Source organism: Halomonas sp. MS1, assembly GCF_024182575.1.
Classification (GTDB): Bacteria; Pseudomonadota; Gammaproteobacteria; order Pseudomonadales; family Halomonadaceae; genus Vreelandella.
The window spans coordinates 764,344-788,970 of record NZ_CP098926.1 but is presented as its reverse complement, the minus strand read 5'-3'; the positions used below and the strand labels follow the sequence as shown (position 1 = coordinate 788,970).

21 protein-coding genes are annotated in these 24,627 nt (G+C 51.9%); all 21 read left to right on the top strand.

Translation table 11 applies throughout. The features are described 5' to 3' along the window. Positions 1–191 precede the first annotated feature (191 nt). The 21 genes from fliD to NF683_RS03545 all read left to right on the top strand — a co-directional run bounded on the left by fliD (position 192) and on the right by NF683_RS03545 (position 24,593). On the top strand, positions 192–1,583 hold the full coding sequence (gene fliD / locus NF683_RS03650) for a flagellar filament capping protein FliD (protein WP_089040739.1): 1,392 nt from the start codon (positions 192–194) through the stop codon (positions 1,581–1,583). Between the two features lie 261 nt (positions 1,584–1,844). Then, entirely contained in the window at positions 1,845–3,032 is a 1,188-nt protein-coding gene (locus NF683_RS03645) for a FliC/FljB family flagellin (protein ID WP_089040740.1), read from the top strand. Positions 3,033–3,217: 185 nt separating this feature from the next. Next, positions 3,218–7,063 carry an FkbM family methyltransferase gene (locus tag NF683_RS03640; RefSeq protein ID WP_253921275.1) on the top strand — a complete coding sequence of 1,282 codons (3,846 nt, stop codon included), beginning with the start codon at positions 3,218–3,220 and terminating at the stop codon, positions 7,061–7,063. 3 nt (positions 7,064–7,066) lie between these two features. Continuing rightward, the gene (locus NF683_RS21335) at positions 7,067–7,564 is read left to right on the top strand and encodes an acyltransferase (RefSeq protein WP_089040742.1); all 498 of its coding nucleotides are present in this window, start codon (positions 7,067–7,069) and stop codon (positions 7,562–7,564) included. 283 nt (positions 7,565–7,847) lie between these two features. Then, positions 7,848–8,618 (top strand): amino acid ABC transporter substrate-binding protein, encoded by a 771-nt coding sequence (locus NF683_RS03625; RefSeq protein WP_253921274.1) that lies wholly within the window; start codon positions 7,848–7,850, stop codon positions 8,616–8,618. A 102-nt stretch (positions 8,619–8,720) separates the two neighbouring features. Beyond that, positions 8,721–9,389, top strand: coding sequence for an amino acid ABC transporter permease (locus NF683_RS03620; RefSeq protein WP_089040744.1), 669 nt, complete (start codon positions 8,721–8,723; stop codon positions 9,387–9,389). Further along, positions 9,386–10,141, top strand: coding sequence for an amino acid ABC transporter ATP-binding protein (locus NF683_RS03615; protein ID WP_253921273.1), 756 nt, complete (start codon positions 9,386–9,388; stop codon positions 10,139–10,141). Before NF683_RS03620 ends, NF683_RS03615 begins: the two co-directional genes overlap by 4 nt. 273 nt (positions 10,142–10,414) lie before the next feature. Beyond that, on the top strand, positions 10,415–10,681 hold the full coding sequence (rpsT, locus tag NF683_RS03610) for a 30S ribosomal protein S20 (protein ID WP_009722795.1): 267 nt from the start codon (positions 10,415–10,417) through the stop codon (positions 10,679–10,681). A gap of 109 nt (positions 10,682–10,790) precedes the next feature. Next, a complete protein-coding gene (gene murJ / locus NF683_RS03605) occupies positions 10,791–12,368 on the top strand; it encodes a murein biosynthesis integral membrane protein MurJ (protein WP_253921272.1) in 1,578 nt (525 codons plus the stop codon). A 146-nt stretch (positions 12,369–12,514) separates the two neighbouring features. After that, positions 12,515–13,552 (top strand): bifunctional riboflavin kinase/FAD synthetase, encoded by a 1,038-nt coding sequence (ribF, locus tag NF683_RS03600; RefSeq protein ID WP_253921271.1) that lies wholly within the window; start codon positions 12,515–12,517, stop codon positions 13,550–13,552. A gap of 7 nt (positions 13,553–13,559) precedes the next feature. Beyond that, positions 13,560–16,391: an isoleucine--tRNA ligase gene (gene ileS / locus NF683_RS03595; protein WP_198361417.1), complete on the top strand. Its 2,832-nt coding sequence runs from the start codon at positions 13,560–13,562 to the stop codon at positions 16,389–16,391. Continuing rightward, complete coding sequence (gene lspA / locus NF683_RS03590; protein ID WP_089040749.1) at positions 16,384–16,932, top strand: signal peptidase II; 549 nt, start codon at positions 16,384–16,386, stop codon at positions 16,930–16,932. Before ileS ends, lspA begins: the two co-directional genes overlap by 8 nt. 27 nt (positions 16,933–16,959) lie before the next feature. Beyond that, positions 16,960–17,403 carry an FKBP-type peptidyl-prolyl cis-trans isomerase gene (gene fkpB, locus NF683_RS03585; protein WP_038478384.1) on the top strand — a complete coding sequence of 148 codons (444 nt, stop codon included), beginning with the start codon at positions 16,960–16,962 and terminating at the stop codon, positions 17,401–17,403. A gap of 55 nt (positions 17,404–17,458) precedes the next feature. Continuing rightward, on the top strand, positions 17,459–18,439 hold the full coding sequence (ispH, locus tag NF683_RS03580) for a 4-hydroxy-3-methylbut-2-enyl diphosphate reductase (RefSeq protein WP_253921270.1): 981 nt from the start codon (positions 17,459–17,461) through the stop codon (positions 18,437–18,439). Between the two features lie 63 nt (positions 18,440–18,502). Then, entirely contained in the window at positions 18,503–18,904 is a 402-nt protein-coding gene (locus NF683_RS03575) for a type IV pilin protein (RefSeq protein WP_089040750.1), read from the top strand. Next, positions 18,905–19,309: a type IV pilus modification PilV family protein gene (locus NF683_RS03570; protein WP_253921269.1), complete on the top strand. Its 405-nt coding sequence runs from the start codon at positions 18,905–18,907 to the stop codon at positions 19,307–19,309. It begins immediately after the preceding gene. A 13-nt stretch (positions 19,310–19,322) separates the two neighbouring features. Further along, positions 19,323–19,796 (top strand): PilW family protein, encoded by a 474-nt coding sequence (locus NF683_RS03565; protein WP_253921268.1) that lies wholly within the window; start codon positions 19,323–19,325, stop codon positions 19,794–19,796. A gap of 29 nt (positions 19,797–19,825) precedes the next feature. After that, complete coding sequence (locus NF683_RS03560) at positions 19,826–20,314, top strand: pilus assembly PilX family protein (RefSeq protein WP_253921267.1); 489 nt, start codon at positions 19,826–19,828, stop codon at positions 20,312–20,314. Positions 20,315–20,363: 49 nt separating this feature from the next. After that, positions 20,364–21,386, top strand: coding sequence for a tryptophan--tRNA ligase (locus tag NF683_RS03555; RefSeq protein WP_253921266.1), 1,023 nt, complete (start codon positions 20,364–20,366; stop codon positions 21,384–21,386). Positions 21,387–21,523: 137 nt separating this feature from the next. Next, entirely contained in the window at positions 21,524–22,735 is a 1,212-nt protein-coding gene (locus NF683_RS03550) for a YeeE/YedE family protein (RefSeq protein WP_253921265.1), read from the top strand. Between the two features lie 178 nt (positions 22,736–22,913). Further along, positions 22,914–24,593: an NAD-dependent malic enzyme gene (locus tag NF683_RS03545; RefSeq protein ID WP_275050928.1), complete on the top strand. Its 1,680-nt coding sequence runs from the start codon at positions 22,914–22,916 to the stop codon at positions 24,591–24,593. Positions 24,594–24,627 lie beyond the last annotated feature (34 nt).

The following is a 24,627-nucleotide window of genomic DNA, read 5'->3' as shown; positions in this document are numbered from 1 at the left end:
GCCTGCTTCCTGCAGGCGTTTTCATTAGAAAATTCCCATTTCTAGTAAAAAAGTATGAAAAGCGGCGAAAGCGCGAAAAGGCGCTAAAGTTGTACGCTTTTCTGCCGATAGCAGTGCTGTTAAATAAACGGGCGTGCGCATGCGTGCCTGGGTCTTATGGTTTAGCCTTTTGCACTGAGGAATACCCCCGCATGGCGACGATAACCTCTCTTGGCGTTGGTTCTAACCTTGATCTCAGTGGTTTGCTTGATCAGCTTCAAGCGGCTGAGCGGGGCAAGCTCGCGCCAATTACGCTTCAAAAGAAACAGCAGCAGGCGAAAATTTCTGCTTTCGGTCAACTTCAAACGTCGCTGAACTCGTTTCAAGATGCGGTCGCCAAAATCAACGACCCCAAGCTCTACCAAAGCCTTTCCGCCAATGTGCGTGGCGATGCCATTAAAGCGACTGCCGCCGCAGATGCGCTGCCGGGCAGCTACCGGGTAGAGGTCAGCCAATTGGCCACCTCTGGCACGCTGGCCTCAAACCGCGTGGGAGAGCGGGACGCCGCCCTAGATCTACAAGGGGCGACCGCGCTGCAACTGACCTTTGGCGATGGCGAGAGCGTCGAGATCAACATCGTAGAAGGCAGTAGCCTTGCGGATATTCGTGATGCCATTAACGCTGATAAAGAAGCTGGTGTTAACGCCACGATTATCAACGATGGCACCGGCTATCGGCTGGAACTTAGTTCTAAAACGACCGGTGCAGACGCCTCTATTGAAAACTTTAGTTTTGTTGGTGCCGGTGGCACCGTAGTGCCTGGCCCCTTTGCTGAAGGTGCGGCAACAAAGCGCCCAGGGGAAAATGCTGCGCTTACAGTTAATGGCATTGCGATTAGTAGTGCGGAAAACAGTATTGAAGGCGCGATTCAAGGCGTAACGCTAAATCTTACTGAGCTTGATATCGTGGACGGCGAAACAGCTTCCAGCACCATTAATATTGAGCGCGATACGCTAAAGCAGCGCGAAGCGATTAATGGCTTTGTAAAAGCGTTTAATGACTTAAAAGGCACCATTGGCAAACTCACTCGCTTTACCGGTGATAGCGAAACCGCTGGCGAGCTAGTGGGCGACAACACCGTGCGTACCATCGAATCCCGGCTGCGCAGTGTATTAACCGGCGGGGTAGAAGGCGGTGAGTTGTCGACCCTTAACCAGCTAGGCATCACTCTGCAACGAGATGGCAAGCTCAAGGTCGATGAAGAGACGTTAGATGACTTGGTCGCCAATAACCCCCAGGCCCTCAATGACTTTTTTGCCGGTGAAAACGAGGGCGACGGCATGGCGGGTAGGCTAAACACCACTATCGAACAGATGCTGGGCAATAACGGGGTGGTCAAACTGGCGATTAGTGGCGCGGAAAATCGTGTTAAAAGCTTGGACGACCGTTTCGAGCGTATGGAAAAAACCATTGAAGGCACCATCTCTCGCTACCGCACCCAGTTCGGCCAACTGGATGCGATGATTGCCCAGATGAATAGCATGAGTTCCTACCTCACCCAGCAGTTTGATGCCCTGGATAATCAGTTAGGCCGCAAGAAATAACCTTAACGCTTCGGTTGAGTAGCCACAGATAAGTAGTGCGGTGTAACGAGCGAAGCGAGGCACCCGCAATGGGCGGCGCAAGCCGCCCATTTGTTGCTCTAGTAAAAGTAAGCCTCTCACCCTACAGTTACCAAACATTACATCTTTTTTTACTAATCACCCTAAAGATTCCCCCCGCCGTGCCGTTAATTCTAATAACGGCGCACAAAGTGGCCGAATAGCAGGCCTTCCGGCCAGTGTTCATGCAAGGAGAATCACACCATGTCAGTGATCAATACCAACATTACCTCCATGATTGGCCAGTCCAACCTGTCCAAATCACAAAATGCCCTGACCACGTCTATGGAGCGTCTGAGCTCTGGTCTGCGTATCAACAGCGCTAAAGACGACGCAGCTGGCCAAGCCATCGCCAACCGTATGACCAGTCAGATCACCGGTTTGTCTCAAGCACAGCGTAACGCTAACGATGGTATCTCCGTTGCACAGACTGCTGAAGGCGCCCTGAACCAGGTTAATGATAACTTGCAGCGTGTTCGTGAGTTGACCGTACAGGCACAAAACGGCACCAACAGCCAGGATGATTTGCAATCCATCCAGGACGAAATCAATCAGCGTCTTACCGAGATTGACCGTATTTCAGAACAGACTGACTTTAACGGCGTTAAAGTATTGTCCGAAGATCAGAGCCTGTCTATTCAAGTAGGTGCCAACGACGGTGAGTCTATCGACGTTGTCCTGGAAAAAATCACTTCTGACACACTAAATTTAACCAGCTTCAATGTAAACGGCCCGGGTGAGAATCTTGGCGCAGCTGTCGCTGCAGATTATGAAGCTGCCTACGGTCAGGGTACTGGTGTAACCACCAATACTGTTAACGACTTCTCTGCCGATTTGGCTACAAACTTAGGTGTTAGTGCCGCCGGTGTAGACAGTGCTGCAACTGCTCAAGTTGATGATAATGGTAATTGGTACGTTGACGTTACCATTACTGCTCAAAATAACGCTGAAGCAAAAGCACTTGGTTTACAGGGCATCGAAGCGACTTCCGGCACTGCGGTAACCTTCCAAGTGGCACTTGATCCCTCAGAAGCCGCTGTCGCTACTGGTAATACCACTGCTGCCTATACTGTTACTGGCACAGACTTGGGTGCAAAAGACCTGCTAAGTTCTGCGTCCACTAACCCGATGGAAAAGCTTGATGCGGCTCTTAAACAGGTCGATGAGCTGCGCTCGGGCTTGGGTGCCGTTCAGAACCGCTTTGATTCTGCGATTACCAACTTGCAGACTAACGAAACCAACCTTTCTGCTGCTCGGTCACGTATCGAAGATGCTGACTATGCAACAGAAGTAGCTAACATGACCCGTGCACAGATTCTGCAGCAGGCGGGTACCTCTGTACTAGCACAGGCTAACCAGATTCCGCAGAACGTACTTTCACTGCTGGGCTAAGCCATCGTACTACTTATCCGTACTTGCGGATTACCTACAGGCCTCCTTTATGGAGGCCTGTCTTGTTTTGCGGCTGGAATGAACTCAGTTAACAAGTATATTCAGCGCTTTTCGTACCTTTGGAGGGAAGGGGCATCAGATATGATGTCATGTATAGCTTAACCGCCTTCAGGATGTTCTCTACCATGTCGAATAAAAAGCCCTATCGCTCATCAAATAATGCTCGCCAGCGCACTTTGGATACGAGAGGAACAACGCAAGCATTGAAGAAAGCCAGAGCGCTAACGGAGCGTCAGCCAAAAAATATTTCTGCGTGGAAGCAGCTCAGTGCAGAACTCTCAGAAGCAGGGCATCTACAAGAAGCGCTTGAGGCATTAAATAGCGCAGTTTCTTTACAACCAAATGATGCCGAAGTGCTAGCGCTACAGGGGCGAATGACGCATCAATTGGGCGACCCTGATCGCGGGTTGGCGTATTTACAAGCGGCTATCGAGTTACGCCCTAATTATGCTAAAGCACAACACTATATGGGCTACATCTATTATACCCAGGCACGTTTTGATGAAGCGCTACAGCATGCCGAAATAGCCTGCGAGTTAATGCCCGACGATGTGGATATGCTTAACACATTGGGCAATATTTTGATGCAGAAGTTTGAGTATGGTCGAGCAAGAGATGCGCTTGAAAAAGCTGCAAAATTAGCACCCAATAATTATTTGTCCTGGAATAATCTGGGTAATGTTTATAATGCTATTGGAGATCTTGATAAAGGACTTGAAAGTTACGGTAAAGCGCATCGAGTTAATCCCCATGCGCCGGGCCCTTTTTCCAATATCATTACTACATATCACTACCACCCTGATAAGACAGGTGAGGAGATTACAGCGCTATGTAAGCAGTGGGAAAGTAAATTTTTATCAAGTGTTACCACGCTTTCTTATGCTAGTCACAATAATTCTAAAAAACGCCTTAGAGTTGGATTGATTTCAGATGGTTTTCGTGGGCATCCTGTTGGAAGAATGATTACTTCGGCATTAGAATGTGTTCCAAAAGACCAGATGGAGTTTTATTTTTATAGTACGAACCATGCTTCTGATGGTATTACCGAAAGGCTGAAATCAGTAGCTACACAATGGATGAGCGTGCAGCCCTTAAAGGATCAGCAGGTAGCTGAGCAGATTGTACATGATGGCATTGATATTCTGATTGATTTAGCTGGTCATAATGCAGGTAACAGAATATTGGCAGTAAGTATGCGCCCAGCTCCGATACAGGTAAAGTGGGTGGGCGGGTTGATTAACACTACAGGCTTGTCGGCCATTGATTATTTGATCAGTGATAGTATTGAGACACCTATAAGTGTAGATGAAGCATATGTCGAAAAAATAATACGCTTACCTGATGACTATATTTGCTATGTACCTCCAAATGGATATGAGCCAGATGTGGAGCCATTGCCTGCGTTTAAGAATGGTTTTGTAACATTGGGTTGTTTTAATAATGCTAATAAATTAAATGATGTAGTGTTGGAACAGTGGTCTAGTATAATGAAGGCGCTGCCTGGCTCTAAGCTATTGCTAAAAAGCATGCAGTATAAAAGTGAAGAGCGCTGTCGAAAAGTTAAAGAAACAATGGAAATGTTTGGTATTGAGAGTGATCGATTGCTTATTGAAGGGCCTTCATCGCACGCTGAGCTTTTAAATGCGTATAATAAAGTTGATATTTCCTTAGACCCTTGGCCTTACTCTGGTGGACTGACCACTTGTGAATCATTTCTTATGGGAGTTCCAGTCGTTTCTTTCCCGGGGCCGACCTTTGCAGGACGCCACAGTGCTACCCATTTGATCAATGCGGGTATGCCAGAACTTGTAGTGAACTCTTGGCAAGAGTATCGAGAAAGAGTTTTGGAGCTTGCATCTGACTTAGATAGCCTTGCCACTATCAGGCAGCACCTTCGTCAAGTTTTAATAGAGTCACCCGTATGCAATGCGCCTCGCTTTGCAAAACATTTTACTAATGCAATGCGTGCCATTTGGCAACGCCACTGTGAAGGAAAGCAGCCTGCCGCTTTAACGTTCGATAAAACTGGGCAGGCGCAGTTTGCGGATGAAGAAACACCCGTTGATGTTGTCTATGCAGAAAGCATGGGGTCTGAGGCGGCTGGGTTTAAATGGTCGCTATCTAGCAAGATTATAGCGCTGGATAATGGGGCAAGATTAGTTGTTGAGAAAGGCATTGATACCCTTAGACAACTAAATTCATTTGGCATAGTGACCTTCGATCCAGCAAGCCAAGTAACAAATTCCGAGCGGTTTGAGGGCAGCAATGATGTGCAAGTCTTTACCCATGCTGTTTTAGGCGATGGCTATCAAGCAACGCTTTATTCGTGCTTAGATCCAACAATGAGCAGCACCTTGGAACCGCTGCCCATCGGAGAGCAACACGGGGTTAGCCCATCGGGTACTAATGTGCTTGCCAAGCTGCCGATCAATACTATTGCGTTAGATGCCATCGAAGGGCTTGAAAGCTTGGATTGGTTAATTCTTGATCATCTAAGCGATTCCACGGCAATTCTTGAAAACGGCGAAAAAGCCCTTAAAAATACGCTTCTTATCCAAGTGCGTATTGCCTTTCAGCCGACGCACCAGCGCCAACCTAACCTCGCGGAAGTGCAGCACTGGATGAGCCGCCACGGCTTCCGTTTCTACCGCTTCAACAATGAGCAACACCGCAGCCATCTGCCAGAAAGCGTACCTGACAAGCAGCGCCAGGCGACGGAGTTGCATAGTGCTGATGCTGTATTTTTGCCTAGCCATGAGCGTATGGCCAACTTAAGCAATCACCAGCGCATCAAGCTTGCTTTTCTGTTACATACTATTTATGGCATCCGCGATATGAGTTACGAACTCTTGGTCGGTGTAGATAAAGCAAAGGCAGAAGAATATTTACTTTCAGAAGGGATGGTGAAAGCCCCGGTAAATGAGTTTGATAATGATAACGTGGTAACGCCTAAGCAAACATCTGAGTTGCCCGTAGTTAATCAAGCAGTAGCAGACAATATTTCTCAAGATATTGACGCATTATTAAATCGTTATACTGAATTACAGGACGATAATACTACCCAAGATGTGGCTAGTAGTAATGTTGCATCTCAGTCCTCCGAGTTTGAAAAGCCACGTACAAAGAATAAGCCTATAAGCTTGTGGAAGCTCGATGAGCCAATCAGCGTGGTAGATGTCGGTGCCAATCCTATCGATGGGACGCCTCCTTATGCGGAAATGCTCAAGCAGGGGCTTGTGACGTTGGTTGGTTTCGAGCCACAGAAAGAAGCATTGCAAAAATTGCAAACTATGAAAGGGGATAATGAGACCTATCTGCCACATGCAGTCGGTACTGGAGAGCATGCCAAGCTTTACATCTGTCAAGCCTCGGGTATGACCTCAACGTTAAAGCCGAATAGCCTAGTGCTTAATCACTTTCAAGGATATCCGATCTGGGGAAAGGTGAAGTCGGTCGAGGAAATCGAGACCATACGATTAGATGATATTGACCAAATAGAAAAAATAGACTGGTTGAAAATTGATATCCAAGGCGGTGAGCTTAACGTTTTTAGAAACGGCGAAAAAAAGCTGAAAGATACCTTGGTTATTCAGACAGAGGTTAACTTTATTCAGCTTTATGAAAATCAACCACTCTTTGCTGAGATTGACCAATGGATGAGGGCGCATGGGTTTATGCTGCATACGCTTTTGGAGCAAAGAAAACGAATTTACGCACCGATGAAAATCAATGGCGGGATTCATCAGGGTATAAATCAGCTAACTACTGCTGACGCAGTATATGTCAGAGATATTAATGCTTTGCAGGAGGCTTCTGTAGAGCAGCGTAAAAAATTGGCGATTATTTTGAGCAAAGCATACGGAAGCTTCGATTTAGCTTACCGCTTATTGATGAATGAAGAGGGTTGTAGTGAAAAGAGCTTTTTCAATAAAATTGTCGGAAAAAAAATTAACGCTATTTCAGTGGATTAAAAAATGACACAGGAAACGCAGTTTCTGAGCTTGCTAAGAACCGCAAGTAAAAGTGATTTGCAGATTTTGGCAAAACTTTTAAGCCCATATTTAGCAGAAACAGAGCTTCGCCAGACAAAAGTATGGGGGGATCGTAGCCGTCTGCATCTAGATAATATTACGATCCCTCTGAATGACCTTTTGCTTAATACACGTTCAGGTCATATCACAATCGAAAAGGATTGCTTTTTTGGTCATCGTTGTATGTTGCTGACAGGAACGCATGACTACGAAAAAATCGGCCTAGAAAGATTGACAGCTGTTCCTGATAGTGGCAGAGATATCCACATTAAGCAGGGTGTGTGGCTGGGCTCTGGTGTCACTGTGCTTGGGCCTGCCGTGATAGGGGAGAATGCTGTTGTCGCTGCGGGCAGTTTGGTTGTTGGTGATGTTCCGCCGAACACTATTATGGCAGGTCATCCTGCTAAAATTATTAAAAAAATTGATGGGAGTAATACCTAATGCAAACATGGGTTTCCCCATCGTTTTAAAATTTGAATAGCAGTAGCCGAGCAATGTTTACAGCCAATTTGGATGATTGGAGTCTTTAAACAGCGTCAGCACGCCATCATCACGATAGCACCACCGGTTGCTCCTAAATTCCAAAAAGAACTAAAAAATAGGTTTATTATTTCTTTTTTGCTGGTATCTTGACCTCATTGCACTGGTGATTATTCGACGAACGTCGCAACCAGTGCCCACGTTTAAAGCAGGGTGCTTCGGTGCCCTAGAGGGGAAAATGAATATGGCGAATGTGAGCCGTTGGAAAAAAGCCTTTGCCGTTCTTTCGCTTAGCGTTGTGGGTGGTGTGCTGTCTGCCGCTGCTTACGCGGATACGCTGCGCGTCGGCATGTCTGGGGGATATTTCCCCTTTACATACGTTGAGCGTGATGAGCTTAAAGGCTTTGAAGTGGATGTCATGAGCGCCGTTGGTGATGTGACTGGCGATGAGATTGAATTCGTGACAGCGAGTTTCTCTGGCTTGGCAGGCATGTTGGAGTCTGGGCGCATTGATACCATTGCCAACCAAATTACCATTACCGATGAGCGCAAAGCGAAGTACGCTTTCACCGCGCCGTATGTTTACGATGGCGCTCAGGTCGTTGTGCGGGCAGGTAACGACACTATTCAAGGTGTTGAAGATTTATCCGGCAAAAGCGTTGCGGTGAACCTGGGTTCTAACTACGAGCAGCTGCTGCGTGAACAGCCTAATGCCGATGAGATCGATATCCGTACCTACGAATCCAACGTCGAGCAGGATGTGGCGCTTGGCCGTATCGATGCATTTGTGATGGATCGCGTTAGCGCCAGCCAGGTGATCAGCGAGCGCGGCTTGCCGCTTGCATTGGCCGGCCAGCCGTTCACCATCATAGAAAACGCGCTGCCGTTTCGTGATGATGAAGAGGGCCGTGCTCAGCGTGACCGCGTAGATGACGCCCTGGAAGAATTGCGTGAAAACGGTACATTAGGTGAAATATCGCAAAAATGGTTCGATACTGATATCACCCAGCCATAATCGCGGCGTTTACCTTTAGACGACCAGCAACTGATTGCGGCCGTGGCACTGCCACGGCCGTTTCGCTTATAGCGACGTTGCGAAACTGACCTTGGAATAACCATGCTGAATGTGGAGTATATGTGGGGCCTGTTGCCGGTCCTACTGAGCTATTTACCGTTAACGCTGCAAATGGCGAGCATCGCCATGCTGTTGGCGCTGATCATTGCCTGCCTGTTGGCGGTCATCCGGGTGTCGCGAGTGCCGGTGTTGAACGGCGCGGCAATGCTGTTTATCTCGTTTTTTCGCGGAACGCCGCTGTTAGTGCAGCTGTTTTTGTTCTATTACGGCTTGCCCCAACTGATTAATGCGCTGATTTCCATCAACGGGGTAACCGCAGCGGTTCTGGGCTTAACGCTGCACTTTTCGGCCTACATGGCGGAATCCATTCGAGCGGCAATTGTCGGTATTGACCGCAGCCAGACCGAAGCGGCGCTGTCCATCGGTATGACCCAGTCTCAATTGATGCGGCGGATTATTCTGCCTCAAGCCACCCGTGTGGCAACGCCAACGCTGATGAACTACTTCATCGATATGATTAAAGCGACTTCCCTGGCGTTTACCCTGGGTGTCACCGAAATGATGGGCGCTACCCAAAAAGAAGCCTCGGGCAGCTTTCTCTATCTAGAAGCATTTCTGCTGGTGGCGATTATTTACTGGGTGGTGGTGGAAGCGCTTTCCTGGGGCCAGCGCCGTCTGGAAACGTATCTGAATAAGGCGTACCAGCGATGATCACCCTCGAATCTGTCAGTAAGCGTTTTGGCCAGCAGCCAGTATTTACCGACGTTGATTTGCACCTGGAGCAGGGTGAAATCATCGTCATTATTGGTCCCTCGGGTACCGGTAAATCAACCCTGCTGCGCTGTATTAACTTTCTAGAACGCCCAGAAACGGGACACATCACGGTAGGCGACTTAAGGGTCGATGCCCGGCGTGCTAGTCGTGCCGATATTCTGGCGCTACGCCGACGAACCGCTTTCGTATTTCAGAACTATGGGCTGTTTGCCAACAAAACGGCGTTAGAAAATATCAGCGAAGGCATGATTGTCGTGGATAAGCTGCCTAAGGCTCAGGCGCACGCTCGGGCAAGGGAGATTTTAGAGCGCATTGGCTTGGCCGATAAGGCGGATGCTTACCCAGCATCGCTTTCCGGTGGCCAACAGCAGCGGGTAGGCATTGGGCGTGCGATGGCCGCGAATGCCGATGTGATTCTATTTGACGAGCCAACCTCATCGCTGGACCCGCAATGGGTGGAAGAGGTGCTGAGCTTAATGAAACAGCTCGCCGCCGAGCAGCAAACCATGATTGTGGTCACCCATGAAATGCAGTTCGCCAGAGACGTCGCCGACCGGGTGGTATTTATGGATGAAGGGCAAATTGTCGAGCAAGGGCCGCCCGAAGCGCTGTTCACCAATCCTCAAGATGAGCGGACGCGGCGTTTTCTGCGCAAAATTCTGGCGCCAACGGGGCAGGCATTGCCATAACGGGTGAGTGGCAATCTGTGCGGGAAAAGCATTGACAAGCGCTGGCAAGCCCGCTTAACGCGTGATAGACTATGCCATCCTCTCAGACAAGACCCGTGGACGGGCAGATTTTGAACTGCTCGTTACACCATTTGGCAGTATTTTAATTGCTTCCAAATCAATTGGTTATTGTGGAAAGATTCTGACGGAAATGTCGTGGTGAAAGCCGACCGACAAACACATAGTTAATCCGTTGCCGTTTATTGGCAACCTTTATTCTCCAAGGAGATACCTGTGGCGAACAGCAAGCAAGCACGCAAGCGCGCCCGCCAGGCCGAGACTCGTCGCGTCCTGAAAGCCAGCCAGCGCAGCATGGTCCGCACCTACATCAAGCGTGTGATCAAAGCGATCAGCACCGGCGATCATGGCAAAGCGATGGAAGAGTTCCGGGCAATGCAGCCGGTTGTCGACCGCATCGCTGATAAAGACGTTCTTTCTAAGAAGAAAGCTGCACGTCTGAAAAGCCGCTTGAACAAGCGCATTAAGGCTCTGGCGGCGTAAGCCGGCAGGCGCCATAAAAAAACCGGCTGCGGCCGGTTTTTTTGTGTCTATACGTCGCGTTGCCCGCGGCGACTTTGGGTCTCTTGTTTTAGTCGCTATGGATTGAGTGATGACCGCCAACACACCACCGCAAGCAAATATGTCGCCCCCGCGCCGCGGGTTGATGCGCTCTGGGTTAGTGGTCAGTGCTATGACCATGTTGTCGCGTGTGATGGGGTTGGTGCGCGATGTGGTGGTTGCCACCTTCTTGGGGGCAGGCAACGGCTCGGATGCGTTCTTCGTTGCATTTAAAATTCCTAACTTTCTGCGTCGTTTGTTTGCCGAAGGGGCGTTTAACCAAGCCTTTGTGCCAGTGCTTTCAGAGTACTCAACCCAGCGCAGTAAGCAGGAAATTCGTGAGCTATTGAACGCGGTAGCGGGCAGCCTGACGGCTATTTTGGCGCTAATAACAGCGTTGGCGATGCTGGGCGCCCCGTGGCTGGTGTGGGTATTTGCTCCCGGCTTCGGGCGTGACCCCGAAAAGCTGGCCATGACAGCCGACATGCTGCGCCTGACGTTTCCCTATTTGCTACTGATTTCGTTAACCGCTTTTTCGGGTAGCGTGCTGAATACCTGGAACCGCTTTGCGGTGCCCGCGTTCACCCCCGTGCTGCTGAATATTTCGCTAATTGGCGCGGCGCTGCTGCTAATGCCGTTAATGGAAGAGCCCGCCATGGCGCTGGCCTGGGGGGTGTTGATTGCGGGTGCTGCCCAGTTAGCGTTTCAGGTGCCGTTTTTGCTGCGCCTTGGATTGTTGCCGACCCCGTGGCCAAATTTTGCCCACGAAGGCGTGAAGCGCATCCTGAAACTGATGGCGCCCGCGCTGTTTGGCGTGTCGGTATCGCAAATTAACTTACTGCTGGATACGGTGCTGGCCTCGTTGTTAACGGCGGGCAGCGTGTCTTGGCTGTACTATTCGGATAGGTTGGTCGAACTTCCGCTTGGGGTCTTTGGTGTGGCGATTGGCACGATTATTCTGCCTGCGCTTTCCAAGCGTCATGCGGAGCAGTCCACCGAACACTTTTCTGCAATGCTAGACTGGGCTATTCGCGTCGTGCTGCTATTGGGGGTGCCCGCCGCGCTGGCACTGGCCGTGCTGGCAGAACCGTTTTTGATTACCTTGTTCCACTACGGGGCAATGACCGATACCGATATTCAAATGGCCGCCATGAGCCTACGTGCTTACGCCTTTGGATTGGTGGCGTTTATGCTGATCAAGGTGTTAGCGCCGGGCTTCTTTGCTCGTCAGGATACTAAAACACCGGTCAAAGTGGGCATTATCGCCATGGTGGCTAACATGGTGTTCAACCTGCTGTTAATTTGGCCGCTTGCTCACGCAGGTTTGGCATTGGCGACTGCACTGTCGGCATTTTTAAATGCTGGGCTGCTGGGATATCTGCTCTATCGCCAGAAGGTGTTGATCTTTCAGCCGGGGTGGGGGCGCTACGCAGTACAACTGGTGGGCGGTAGCGCGTTGATGAGTATTGCGCTTTTTCTGGCTGCCCCCGCCTGGCAGGAGTGGCTTGATTTTGAACTGTGGCAGCGCATTCGCTGGGTAGCAGGGTTAGTGGTGCTGGGTGGTGGGCTTTATTTTGCCTGGCTGACCGCGTTTGGCCTGCGGCTGCGTCACTTTAAGATGAATAGCTGATGCGCAAACAGGCAGCGTTAGGGTGATAAATAAGGTGATGGCCGGGCGAACGTAATCTTACCCTGCACCTGATCAGCGCGTTCGTTATAATCAAATGCTTTTAGACGGCAAACGCTTTTAAAAAAGGCTTTTAAAAAAGAGGTGCCATGCACGTCATTCGAGGTCTGCACAATCTGACAGCGGCTCATCGAGGCTGCGTTGCCACCATCGGTAATTTTGATGGTGTGCATCGCGGCCATCAGGCGATCCTGCAGCAGTGCCGTGAGCATGCGGCGCGCTTGAAGGTGCCGTTGACCGTGGTGGTGTTTGAGCCTCAGCCGCGGGAGTTTTTTGCCGGTGATCAAGCACCGCCGCGGCTTACCCGCCTGCGTGAAAAAGTTCGCTTGCTGCGTGATCATGGTGCCGAACAGGTGCTGTGCCTGCCTTTCAACGATGCCTTGCGCAGCCTGACCGGGCGCGAGTTTATCGATCAAGTGCTAATTAAGGGCTTGGGGGTGAAGCATCTGGTGGTGGGTGATGACTTCCGCTTTGGCTGCGACCGCCGTGGTGACTTCGCCTTGCTTAAAACTGTCGGGCAGGTGGAAGGATTTGGTGTCGAACACACGCGCACCTTTAAAGTTGATGACGAGCGGGTATCCAGTTCACGCGTGCGTACCTTACTGGCCAGCGGTAACTTTGACGTGGCTGCACGCCTGCTTGGCAGGTCGTATTCACTGCATGGCCGTGTGGTACGCGACCAGCAGCTAGGGCGTACCATTGGTGTGCCCACTGCTAACCTGCCGCTGTTGCCTCAGCCATTAACGCTGCGCGGCGTGTTTGCTGTGGTGGCCGAGCTGGCTAATGGTCAGCGCTATCCCGCCGTGGCGAATGTTGGTTTTCGGCCAACGGTGGGATCTAAACGCCCCACGCTGGAAGTTCATCTGTTGGATTTTTCAGGCGACCTCTATGGTCAGCGGCTGACGGTTTACCCCTGCGCGCGTTTGCGTGGGGAAGTGAAGTTTGACGACTTTGATGCGCTAAAAACGCAAATTGAACACGATCAAGCCAGAGCGCGCCGCTACTTTGCAGCAGCGGGTGCTGGCTGCATGAATTCTCTTCCGCTGGCCTCGGCCCCGCTTGGGCGTGAGACCGCTTCTTCTGATTTCTCTTCGGCGGATAACGCCGCCGATGCTAACGACGGCTGACCGGACTATGGATTATAAGCACACGCTAAACTTGCCAGAAACCGACTTTCCTATGCGCGGCATGCTGCCGAAGCAGGAGCCAGGGCGCGTTTCTAAATGGCAGGATATGAACCTATACCAGCGCTTGCGCGATGCCCGCGCGGGTGCGCCGCTGTTTGTTCTGCACGATGGCCCTCCCTACGCCAACGGCAGCATCCATATTGGTCACGCTCTCAATAAAATCCTTAAAGACATTATTGTTAAGTCGAAGAATCTGGCGGGTTTTGATGCCCCTTACGTGCCAGGCTGGGATTGCCACGGTCTGCCTATTGAGCACAAGGTAGAAACCACCCACGGCAAACATTTGGCCGCGGATAAAGCCCGCGAGCTGTGCCGTGAATATGCCGGTGCGCAGATTGAAACGCAACTGGCTGACTTTGTTCGCCTGGGCATCATCGGTGACTGGGATCACCCCTACCGCACGATGGATTACGCTAATGAAGCAGGCGAAATCCGTGCCTTGGCGGAAATGGTGGATGCGGGTTACGTGTTCAAAGGCTTAAAGCCGGTTAACTGGTGCTTTGATTGTGGTTCGGCCTTGGCTGAAGCGGAAGTTGAATATGCCGATAAGAAATCCGACGCCATCGACGTCGCTTTCCCGGTAGAAGATGCCGACAAGCTAGCGGCGGCCTTTGGTCTAAGCGAATTGCCCAAACCTGCGGCGGTGGTGATCTGGACCACCACGCCTTGGACAATCCCCGCTAACCAGGCGCTGAACGTTCACCCTGAGTTTACCTATGCGCTCGTGGATACCGGCGATCGCCTGCTACTGCTCGCAGAAGAGCTGGTGGAAAGCTGTTTAGAGCGTTTTGAGCTGACGGGCAGCGTAATCGCTACCGCACAAGGTGCAGCGCTGGATCTGATCAATTTCCGTCATCCGTTCTATGACCGCCTCTCGCCGGTTTACTTAGCGGATTACGTTGAGTCCGAAGTGGGCAGCACGGGCATCGTTCACTCAGCGCCTTCTTACGGTATGGATGACTTTATCACCTGCCGTGAGCATGACATGAGCTTTGACGACATGCTTAACCCGGTGCAGGGGAACGGTGTCTACGCTGATGATCTGCCGTTCTTTGGCGGCCAGATGATCTGGAAGGCCAACCCGCACATCGTTGAGAAGCTGCGCGAGGTTAATGCGCTAATGGCGCACACGCCTATCAAGCACAGCTATATGCACTGCTGGCGCCATAAGTCCCCGGTGATTTATCGTGCCACCGCCCAGTGGTTTGTGGGCATGGATATTCAAGGTAAAGACGGTAAAACCCTGCGTGAGCGGGCGTTGGAAGGCATCGAAGCCACCGAATTTACCCCCGCGTGGGGCAAGGCGCGTCTGCATAGCATGATCGCTAATCGTCCGGACTGGTGTATCTCTCGCCAGCGCAACTGGGGCGTGCCGATTCCGTTCTTCTTGCATAAGCAAACCGGCGAGCTGCACCCCAAGACGGTTGAGTTGATGGGAGAGGCGGCTAAGCGCGTCGAGCAAGAGGGTATTGAAGCGTGGTTTAAACTCGACCCCGCTGAGCTACTCGGTGCCGAAGCTGCTGAGTACGACAAAGTCACCGATACATTAGATGTCTGGTTTGACTCCGGCTCCACGCATCGTCATGTGCTGCGTGGCTCGCATCCTCATGGTCATGAAAGCGGCCCGCGTGCTGATTTGTACCTGGAAGGCTCGGATCAGCACCGTGGCTGGTTCCATTCGTCGCTACTGACCGGTTCGGCGATTGATGGTCATGCGCCATATCGTCAGCTGCTAACCCATGGCTTTACCGTCGATTCACAGGGCCGTAAGCAGTCCAAATCGCTGGGCAATGTGGTCGCGCCGCAAAGTGTGATGGATAAGTTGGGCGCTGATATTTTACGCCTTTGGGTCGCGTCTACCGACTACTCCGGTGAAATGGCGGTGTCCGACGAAATCTTGAAGCGTACCGCCGATGTGTATCGGCGTATCCGCAACACCGCGCGCTTTTTGCTTTCTAACTTGAACGGTTTTGATCCGGCTAACGATCAGGTGGCCTTTGGCGATATGCTGGCACTGGATCAGTGGGTGGTTGACCGTGCGGCACAGCTGCAGGGGCGTATCGAAAAAGCCTATGAAGAGTACCGTTTCCTGGATGTGTATCAGCAGGTACACGGTTTCTGCGCACGGGAATTAGGCGGCTTCTACCTGGACGTCATCAAAGATCGCCAGTACACCACCCAAACGGATTCACTCGCCCGCCGTAGCGCGCAAACCGCGCTTTATCATGTGGTTGAAGCGCTCAGCCGCTGGATTGCACCGATCCTGTCGTTTACCGCTGAGGAGATCTACGAGCATATTCCTGGCAAGCGTGGCGACAGCGTACTGCTGGAAACTTACTACACAGGGCTTGGCACATTAGATGATGGCGCTGAGCTGGGCCGCGCCTTCTGGGATCAAGTGCTGGAAGTGAAGCAGTCGGTGAACAAGTGCTTGGAAGACGCCCGTAATGCCAAAGTCATTAAGGGCAGCTTGGCGGCGGAAGTTACGCTTTATGTGAGCGATGAACTGAACGCTACGCTGTCCAAATTGGGCGACGAGCTGCGCTTCGTGATGCTTACCAGTGAAGTCCATCTAGCACCGCTAGCGGATGCCGCCAACGCAGAAAGCACCGAGCTTGAAGGCTTGAAAGTGGCGGTTAGCGGAAGTGAGCACCAGAAGTGCGAGCGCTGCTGGCACCATCGTGCTGATGTAGGCACCCATGCTGAGCATGCCGACCTGTGTGGTCGCTGTATCAGCAACCTTCCAGAAGGCAGCGGCGAGATTCGTTACTATGCCTAACACTGCGTCAACCACCAATGATCCACACCAGCGGCCGCCGATGCGGCGGCCGCTGCGCTGGCTGTGGCTAGCGGTGGCGATCATCGTGTTAGATTTGCTGACCAAATACACCGCCAGCCATTTGTTGAATTATGCCCAGCCCGTTGAGGTGCTGCCGTTTTTCAACCTAACGCTGTTGCACAATACTGGCGCTGCGTTCAGCTTTTTAGCGGACCACCCCGGCTGGCAGCGCTGGTTTTTTGCGCTGATTGCCATTGGTGCCAGCATTGGCTTAACCGTTTGGCTTTCCCGCGTTAAGGCGGATGAAAAACTGCTGGCCGTGGCGTTGCCGCTGATTATTGGCGGTGCCCTGGGTAATCTGTATGACCGTTTAGTACATGGCTATGTGGTGGACTTTTTATCGTTCCATGCCGCTGGTTGGTACTATCCTGCCTTTAATGTGGCGGATATCGGCATTACGCTGGGGGCGGTGGGGTTAATTTGGGAGTCGATAATGGGTGATCGACGTCGTAAGAAAGCCGCGCTACAGCAGCGTGATTGAAAGCCATAGAGTGACGAGTGAGGAACCATGGACTACCTAATTGATGATGGTATGGAGATTACCCTGCACTTCACGCTGAAGCTGGAAGATGGCACGGTAGTCGATTCCACCAAAGAGAAAGCCCCGGCGACGTTCCAGTATGGCGACGGTAACTTGCCCCCTGGTTTCGAACACCCGATTAAAGGCATGGCCGCAGGCCAGAGCGGGTCGTTTCAAATCACACCTGAGCACTCCTTTGGGCAGCATAACCCGCAAAATATTCAAACGCTGAAGCGCGCCGATTTCGGTGATGAAGCGCCAGAAATCGGTATGGTGATGTCATTTGCCGATAAAGCGGGAACGGAACTGCCTGGCGTGGTCAAAACCATAGACGGCGACCGTGTGGAAGTGGACTTTAACCATCCGCTAGCAGGTCGCACGTTGACGTTTGAAGTCGATGTGCTGAACGTAACGCCCATCACCAAACACTGATTTTAAGCACTCGTTTTCATTTAACCGGCGATGCAAGTTGCATCAAGGCGCTTTTATGCAGTCATCAGAGTCCTCTCAGCCAATACAGATCAAGCTGGCGAACCCGCGCGGTTTTTGTGCTGGCGTGGATCGCGCGATCGACATCGTCAACCGCGCGCTAGATGTCTTCGGCCCGCCCATTTATGTGCGCCACGAGGTGGTACATAACCGCTTTGTGGTTGAAACATTGCGCGAACGTGGCGCGGTGTTCGTTGAAGAGCTGCATGAAGTGCCTGACGATGTGATCGTGATTTTCTCGGCTCACGGTGTCTCCCGTGCCGTGCAGCAAGAAGCTGAGCAGCGTGGTCTCAAAGTCTTCGATGCGACCTGTCCATTGGTTACCAAAGTGCATTTGGAAGTGTTGCGTTATGCTAAGCGCGGCCAAGAGTGCATTTTGATTGGTCACGAAGGCCATCCGGAAGTCGAAGGCACCATGGGGCGTTACGACACTTCCCACGGTGGCCAGATATACCTGGTCGAAGATGAGCAGGATGTGGCGAAGTTGGGCGTCAACGACCCGTCAGCGCTGGCGTTTGTGACTCAAACCACGCTCTCGATGGATGACACCGCTAAGGTAATTGATGCGCTGCGTGAGAAGTTCCCAGAGATTCAGGGGCCACGCAAAGATGATATCTGTTATGCCACTCAAAACCGCCAGGATGCGGTGCGTGAGCTAGCGGCAGATAGCGACTTAGTATTGGTCGTCGGCAGCCTCAATAGCTCCAACTCGAATCGCCTGCGCGAACTTTCCGAGCGGATGGGCACGCCTGCCTATTTAATCGATAATGCCGACCAAATTGCGCCAGCGTGGCTGGAAGGTGTTAGCCGTATTGGTGTCACTGCCGGAGCCAGTGCGCCAGAAGTGCTGGTGAAAGGTGTTATCGACAAGCTGCAAACATTTGGCGCAGAGGTGCCTGTTGAGCTGCAGGGCCGCGAAGAAAATATTACCTTCTCTATGCCGAAAGAGCTGCGTGAGCAGGTGATTGTAAGCGACTGATGCAAAGCATATCGGTTTGCGACATACTCAGGGTATGGGCTAACTGATATAGGAGCGCGTTCAGTGCCTTTGCCTTTTGCTAACCGTGCTGGGCGCCAGGAAGCTCGTCAGCACGGTTTTACGCTCATTGAAATGCTGATTGTCGTCGCTATCATCAGCATAGTGGCGGGCATTGCCTACCCCAGTTACACCCGCTATGTTGAGCGCTCGCTACGCACGGATGCCCATGCTGGTTTGCTGCAGGCCGCCGCCGAGCTTGAGCGCTGTTACTCCCGCCAATACGCTTATGCCGACTGCTCCTTTACTCCCTCTTCTCCCGATGGTAATTACACGATTACAGCCGATGACGGCAGTGAGGACGATGGCGGTTTTTTACTGACGGCGACAACATCACAAACTGACGGTTGTAGCAGCGATATTCAATTTAATGCGCGGGGCGAGCGCCTGCCTGAGGCGTGCTGGTAAATGGTTAGGCAAAGCGGCCTTTCGCTAATCGAGGCGCTTATCGCTCTGGTGATTTTAGCGTTTGGGTTAATAGGCGTTGCCGCGATGCAGGTGACAGCACTGCAAAGCGCTAGTGCAGGCTACACGCAGTCGCTAGCGAACGTCGCGGCGGTAGATGCCCAAGAGCGGATATGGGCAGCGCTTTCCTCATACCAAGACTGTGACACGATACCGTTAGCTACCATTGAGTCCGCATGGCACAGCCATTGGTTTGCAGAACAGGCGGCGCTTGGCTATGCCCAGGGGCAAGAGAGTCGTATCGACCGCCAAGGCTGCCGGTTTGATGTGGTGGTGCGCCTGCGGACTGAGCCTAATGAGTCCGACGATATCTTCAACTACGTGTTCCAACTTCCCAATCAGCCGTAAAGGTGGGCCTGCCATGGATGTGCAGCGCGGTTTTACGTTAACAGAACTACTGGTCGCCATGGCCATTGGTATGGTGGTGATTCTAGGTGCTGGACAGCTTTTCTTAAGCACCTTTCATACGTTTAAGCAGGTGGATCAATTGGGGCGGAATCAGGAAGCGCTTCTTTACGCGGCGACATCGATTACCGACACCCTACGCAGACAAGGCGCTACCGACTCAAACGGAGCGCCTTTTTTTCGCCTGCAGTGCGTGGTGATTGAAGCTGACTGTCGCTGCACGGTTCAGGATATGCAGGAGGCTCAGCCGCTGGTCACCTTTGATTATAACGCTGGCGCTAGCTGTGAGCGGGACGAACCGCTTGGAGCGCCCGCCACCAATGGGGTCAGCGTGGTGTCACTGCCATTAGGTCGGCAAGGGACCAATATCGATTTCCACGTTACCCATCGAGAGGCTGTTCTGCAGCCTACGTTTTCGGCTAGCCCATGAGATGTATGGAGTGTGAGCAGGGAGGCGATATGCAGCTTAGACCGCGAACGCAGGAGCAGGGCGCTGCGCTAGTTGTGGTGATGGCACTGTTAGCTAGCGCGTTGATTATTGGCGTTATCTGCGTTCAATCTGCGTTTGTGGATGAACGCTTAGCGAGTAATTACCGGGCGTCGACGTTAGCGCAAATGCGCGCTGAAATAGCCGCCTCGCAAGCAGTGGCTTCTTTTAGTGAATTGGAGTGGGGAGGCAACGTGCTCACCATCAATAGCGATCAGACTCTCCGCTGGGAAGATGTCGTAGCGCACCCATTAACCACGCTGCTGGGCGATGACTGCGAACACGATAGTTGCTTATTTACGCCCATTGAGCGTGACGGCCAACCTTGGGTAGTGGCGTTAGGTGCGGTTATTAGCGATGCCAATAGTGAAACGTTACTGGCACAGAGCCTACCTGTATTTATCAAAGTAGAGGAGAGTGAGGAAAGCCATCAGACACAGGCGACGGTGGTTTGGCATTAAGTGTACAATGACTTACCTTTTTTGACCTTTATCCAGCTGGATCCACACTATGAGTCAGACAGCCAAAACCCGCGTGCTGACCGGGATTACCACGACCGGAACGCCACATCTTGGTAACTATGTCGGGGCTATTAAGCCTGCCATTGAGGCAAGCCAAGACCCCAATGTACAGTCGTTTTACTTTCTTGCTGACTATCACGCGCTGATCAAATGCCAAGATCCGAAGCGTGTGCAAGAGTCGCGTCTGGAAATTGCCGCCACGTGGCTTGCGCTAGGGTTAGATACCGACAACGCCATTTTTTATCGTCAGTCGGATATCGCTGAAATTCCCGAATTAATGTGGATGCTTTCTTGTGTGTGCGCCAAGGGGCTGATGAACCGCGCCCACGCATACAAAGCAGCGGTCGCTGAAAATGAAGAAGCCGGTGACCAAGACCCCGATAAAGGCGTCACCATGGGCTTGTTCGGTTACCCGGTGTTAATGGCCGCCGACATCTTAATGTTTAATGCCAATAAAGTGCCGGTAGGGCGCGACCAAATTCAGCACATTGAAATGGCGCGTGATATCGCTGGACGTTTCAACCACATGTTTAAAGGCCAGTATTTCACTCAGCCTGAAGCCGTTGTGGATGAAAAAGGCGAAGTGTTGAAGGGCTTGGACGGTCGCAAAATGTCCAAAAGCTATAACAATACGATCCCGCTTTTCTCTAGCGAGAAAAAACTGCAGAAGCTGGTGCGCAAAATCAAAACCAACTCACTGGAACCCGGTGAGCCTAAAGACCCAGACACCTGCACGCTGTTCCAGATATTCTCAGCGTTTGCCAGCAATGAGGAAGCCGCTGCACTCCGCGAGCAGTACGTGGCAGGGATTGGCTGGGGCGACGCTAAGAACCAGGTGTTTGATTACTTGAATGCGCACTTAACCGCACCCCGCGAGCGCTACATCGCGCTCATGGAAGACCCCGCGCATATTGAAGCGGTGCTGCAAAAAGGTGCCGATCGCGCCAGAGAAGAAGCCGCCGTCACCATGGATCGCTTACGTTCCGCGGTAGGTTTAGGGCGCTTTGTTTAATATTCTTTAAAAGCATATGCACTGCTGAATAAAGAATTTCCAGCGTTCTACAGCCAGCGTTAGGCTTCTCATTATTGTCCAACTCAGCCAAGCGCCTGTTTCTAACAGGCGCTTTTGGCGTTGTTAGAAGGTGAGCTATGTCGACGATTTCTGCAGTGGCACCTAGTCAGAACCGGGTGCCATTACTCTCAACAGCAGCCATCGTGCTGGGCGCGGTGCTTATCGGTGTGGTGTTTGGCGCCAATATTGGTCTCTTAATGATTGTTGGCGGCTTGCTTGGGCTGGTGCTGTATCACGCGGCATTTGGCTTTACTGCTGCTTGGCGGGTATTTATCACCGAGCGGCGGGGACGTGGTTTGCGCGCCCAAATGGTGATGTTGGCGATTGCGGTGGTGCTGTTTTTCCCGGCGTTAAGCGCTGGTTCGCTGTTTGGCACTAGCGTGAGTGGTTTTGTTGCGCCGATTGGTATTTCGGTCGTGGTGGGGGCGTTTATCTTTGGTGTGGGCATGCAGTTAGGTGGTGGATGTGCGTCGGGCACGCTGTTTACTGCAGGTGGTGGTAATGCACGAATGTTAATTACGCTGCTGTTCTTTATTGTCGGGTCGGTGATTGGTTCAGCGCATTTTGCGTGGTGGCAGAGCTTGCCAGCGTTTCAGCCTGTGTCGCTGGTGAATGTAGCAGGTGCTGGCGGTGGTATCGCGATTAGTTTGGTGCTGTTTGCGACGATTGCTGCGTTTACTGTGATTATGGAAAGGCGTCGCCATGGCCACTTGGAGCAGGCACCACTGGTCGACAAGCCTGGCAGTCAGCGCTGGTTAACGGGGCCGTGGCCGTTGATTGCTGGCGCAGTGGCGCTAGCGCTACTCAATTTCGCAACATTGGCCCTTGCTGGTCGCCCTTGGGGTATTACCTCTGCGTTCGCGTTGTGGGGTGCGAAAGGGTTTGAACTCGTTGGTGGTGATGTCAGTCAGTGGGGTTATTGGCAAGCGCCGGGTAATGCTGCGGCATTAGAGGCGAGTGTATGGAGTGATATCACGACGGTGATGAACGTTGGCATCATGCTGGGTGCGCTTGCCGCAGCGAGCCTAGCTGGGCGCTTTGCTCCCAACTTCCGTATCCCGTTTAAATCCCTATTAGCGGCTGTTATTGGTGGCATCATGCTGGGGTATGGCGCGCGGCTGGCATTTGGTTGCAATATTGGCGCTTACTTCAGCGGCATTGCCTCTGGCAGCTTGCATGGCTGGCTATGGATGGTTGCGGCGTTCGCCGGCAACATGGTGGGCGTTAAGCTGCGGCCGTTCTTTTTTAACGGTGTTGAAGGCCGCCAACCTGCTGCTAAAAGCTGCTAGTGGTTGATCAGTTTTAATGCTTTTTATGAGCGCCTTGGTAGCTACCAAGGCGTTTTTTTATTGCCATTATTTATGTCCCTCCCACCTTTGTCGTACTAGCATGTTACATTATGCGAAACGCCGCCAACGCCCAGCGTTGCTGCATTGCAATAGCAATCGACATAAAAAGAGAGTGCCTATGTCTACGAAGAGTAAACGCCCCCTGTACATTCCTTACGCCGGTCCTTCTTTGCTTGAAATGCCGCTATTGAACAAAGGCAGCGCGTTTACTCAAGAGGAGCGGCTAGCGTTTAACTTGATTGGTTTGTTGCCGCAAAAAGTGGAGACCATTGATGAGCAGTTGTCGAGGGCTTATCGCCAGTATCAACAGTGTCATAGTGATTTAGAGAAGCATATTCATCTGCGTGCCATCCAAGACGACAATGAAACGCTTTACTTTCGCTTGGTCTCTCAGCATCTGGAAGAGATGCTACCGATTATTTATACCCCTACGGTTGGGCAGGCATGTCAGGAGTTCTCTAATATTTATCGCAATCACCGGGGGCTGTTCATCAGCTATCCGGATCGCGAGCATATGGACGATATCCTGCGCAGTGCCACCAAAGATAATGTGAAGGTGATTGTTGTCACCGATGGCGAGCGGATTTTAGGGCTGGGTGATCAGGGGATTGGTGGGATGGGCATTCCCATCGGTAAACTGGCACTTTATACCGCTTGTGGTGGTATTAGCCCCGCCTATACGTTGCCGATTATGATTGATGTGGGCACTAATAATCAGGCATTGCTGGAAGATCCTATGTACATGGGCTGGCGTCATGAGCGGGTTAGCCAGGAAGAGTACGATGCGTTTATGGGGGAATTTATTGCCGCTGTAAAACGTCGCTGGCCGAACGTTCTGCTGCAGTTCGAAGACTTTGCCCAGGCCAATGCGGTACCGCTTTTAGAGCGCTACCGTGACGATTTGTGCTGCTTTAATGACGATGTGCAAGGTACCGCATCAGTGGTGGTGGGCACCTTAATGGCGGCGTGCCAGGCCCGCGATGAAACGATTGCCCAGCAGCGCGTAGTGTTTGTTGGTGGCGGTTCGGCAGGCTGTGGTATTGCTGAGCAGGTGGTCGTGGCCATGCAGGCAGAGGGTCTGACTGAAAGCGAAGCACGGGCGCGAATATTTATTGTTGATCGAGATGGGTTGATGACCACTGATCAGCCTTGGCAGCGGGATTTCCAGCGCCGTTTGGCCCACGATTCTGAGCTGGTGGCTAACTGGAATGGTCAGGGGCTTGAAGAGACCATTGCCCAAATGAAACCAACGATATTGATTGGTGTGTGCGGCAAGCGCGGTATTTTCACCGAACAAGTGGTGCGCACCATGCACGCGGGCTGCGAGCATCCGGTGATTATGCCGCTGTCGAACCCTACTTCTCAGGCAGAAGCGGTACCCGAAGATGTGATTCGCTGGACCGACGGCCAAGCGCTAGTCGCGACTGGCAGCCCCTTTGCACCGGTGGTGTATAACGGCCGCACTTATCCAATTGCTCAATGTAACAATGCCTATATCTTCCCCGGTATTGGCTTAGGTGTGATTGCCGCGAATGCTAATCGCGTTACAGATGAAATGTTGATGAGCGCCTCTCGGGCGCTGGCGCGCGAAGCGCCGCTGGTTAAGGAGGGCAAGGGCGCACTGCTACCGCCGTTGTCGCGGATTCGTGATATTAGTAAATCGATTGCCTTTGAAGTCGCAGCCCAGGCCCAGCAAAACGGCGTGGCGCTTAAAACAAGCGGCACCGAATTACGTGAGCGTATTGAGAGAGCGTGCTGGTCGCCTGAATATCGTGCTTATCGCCGCAGGGCCTTCTAAGCTTAATAGCGAGAAGCCAAACAGCAAAACCAGG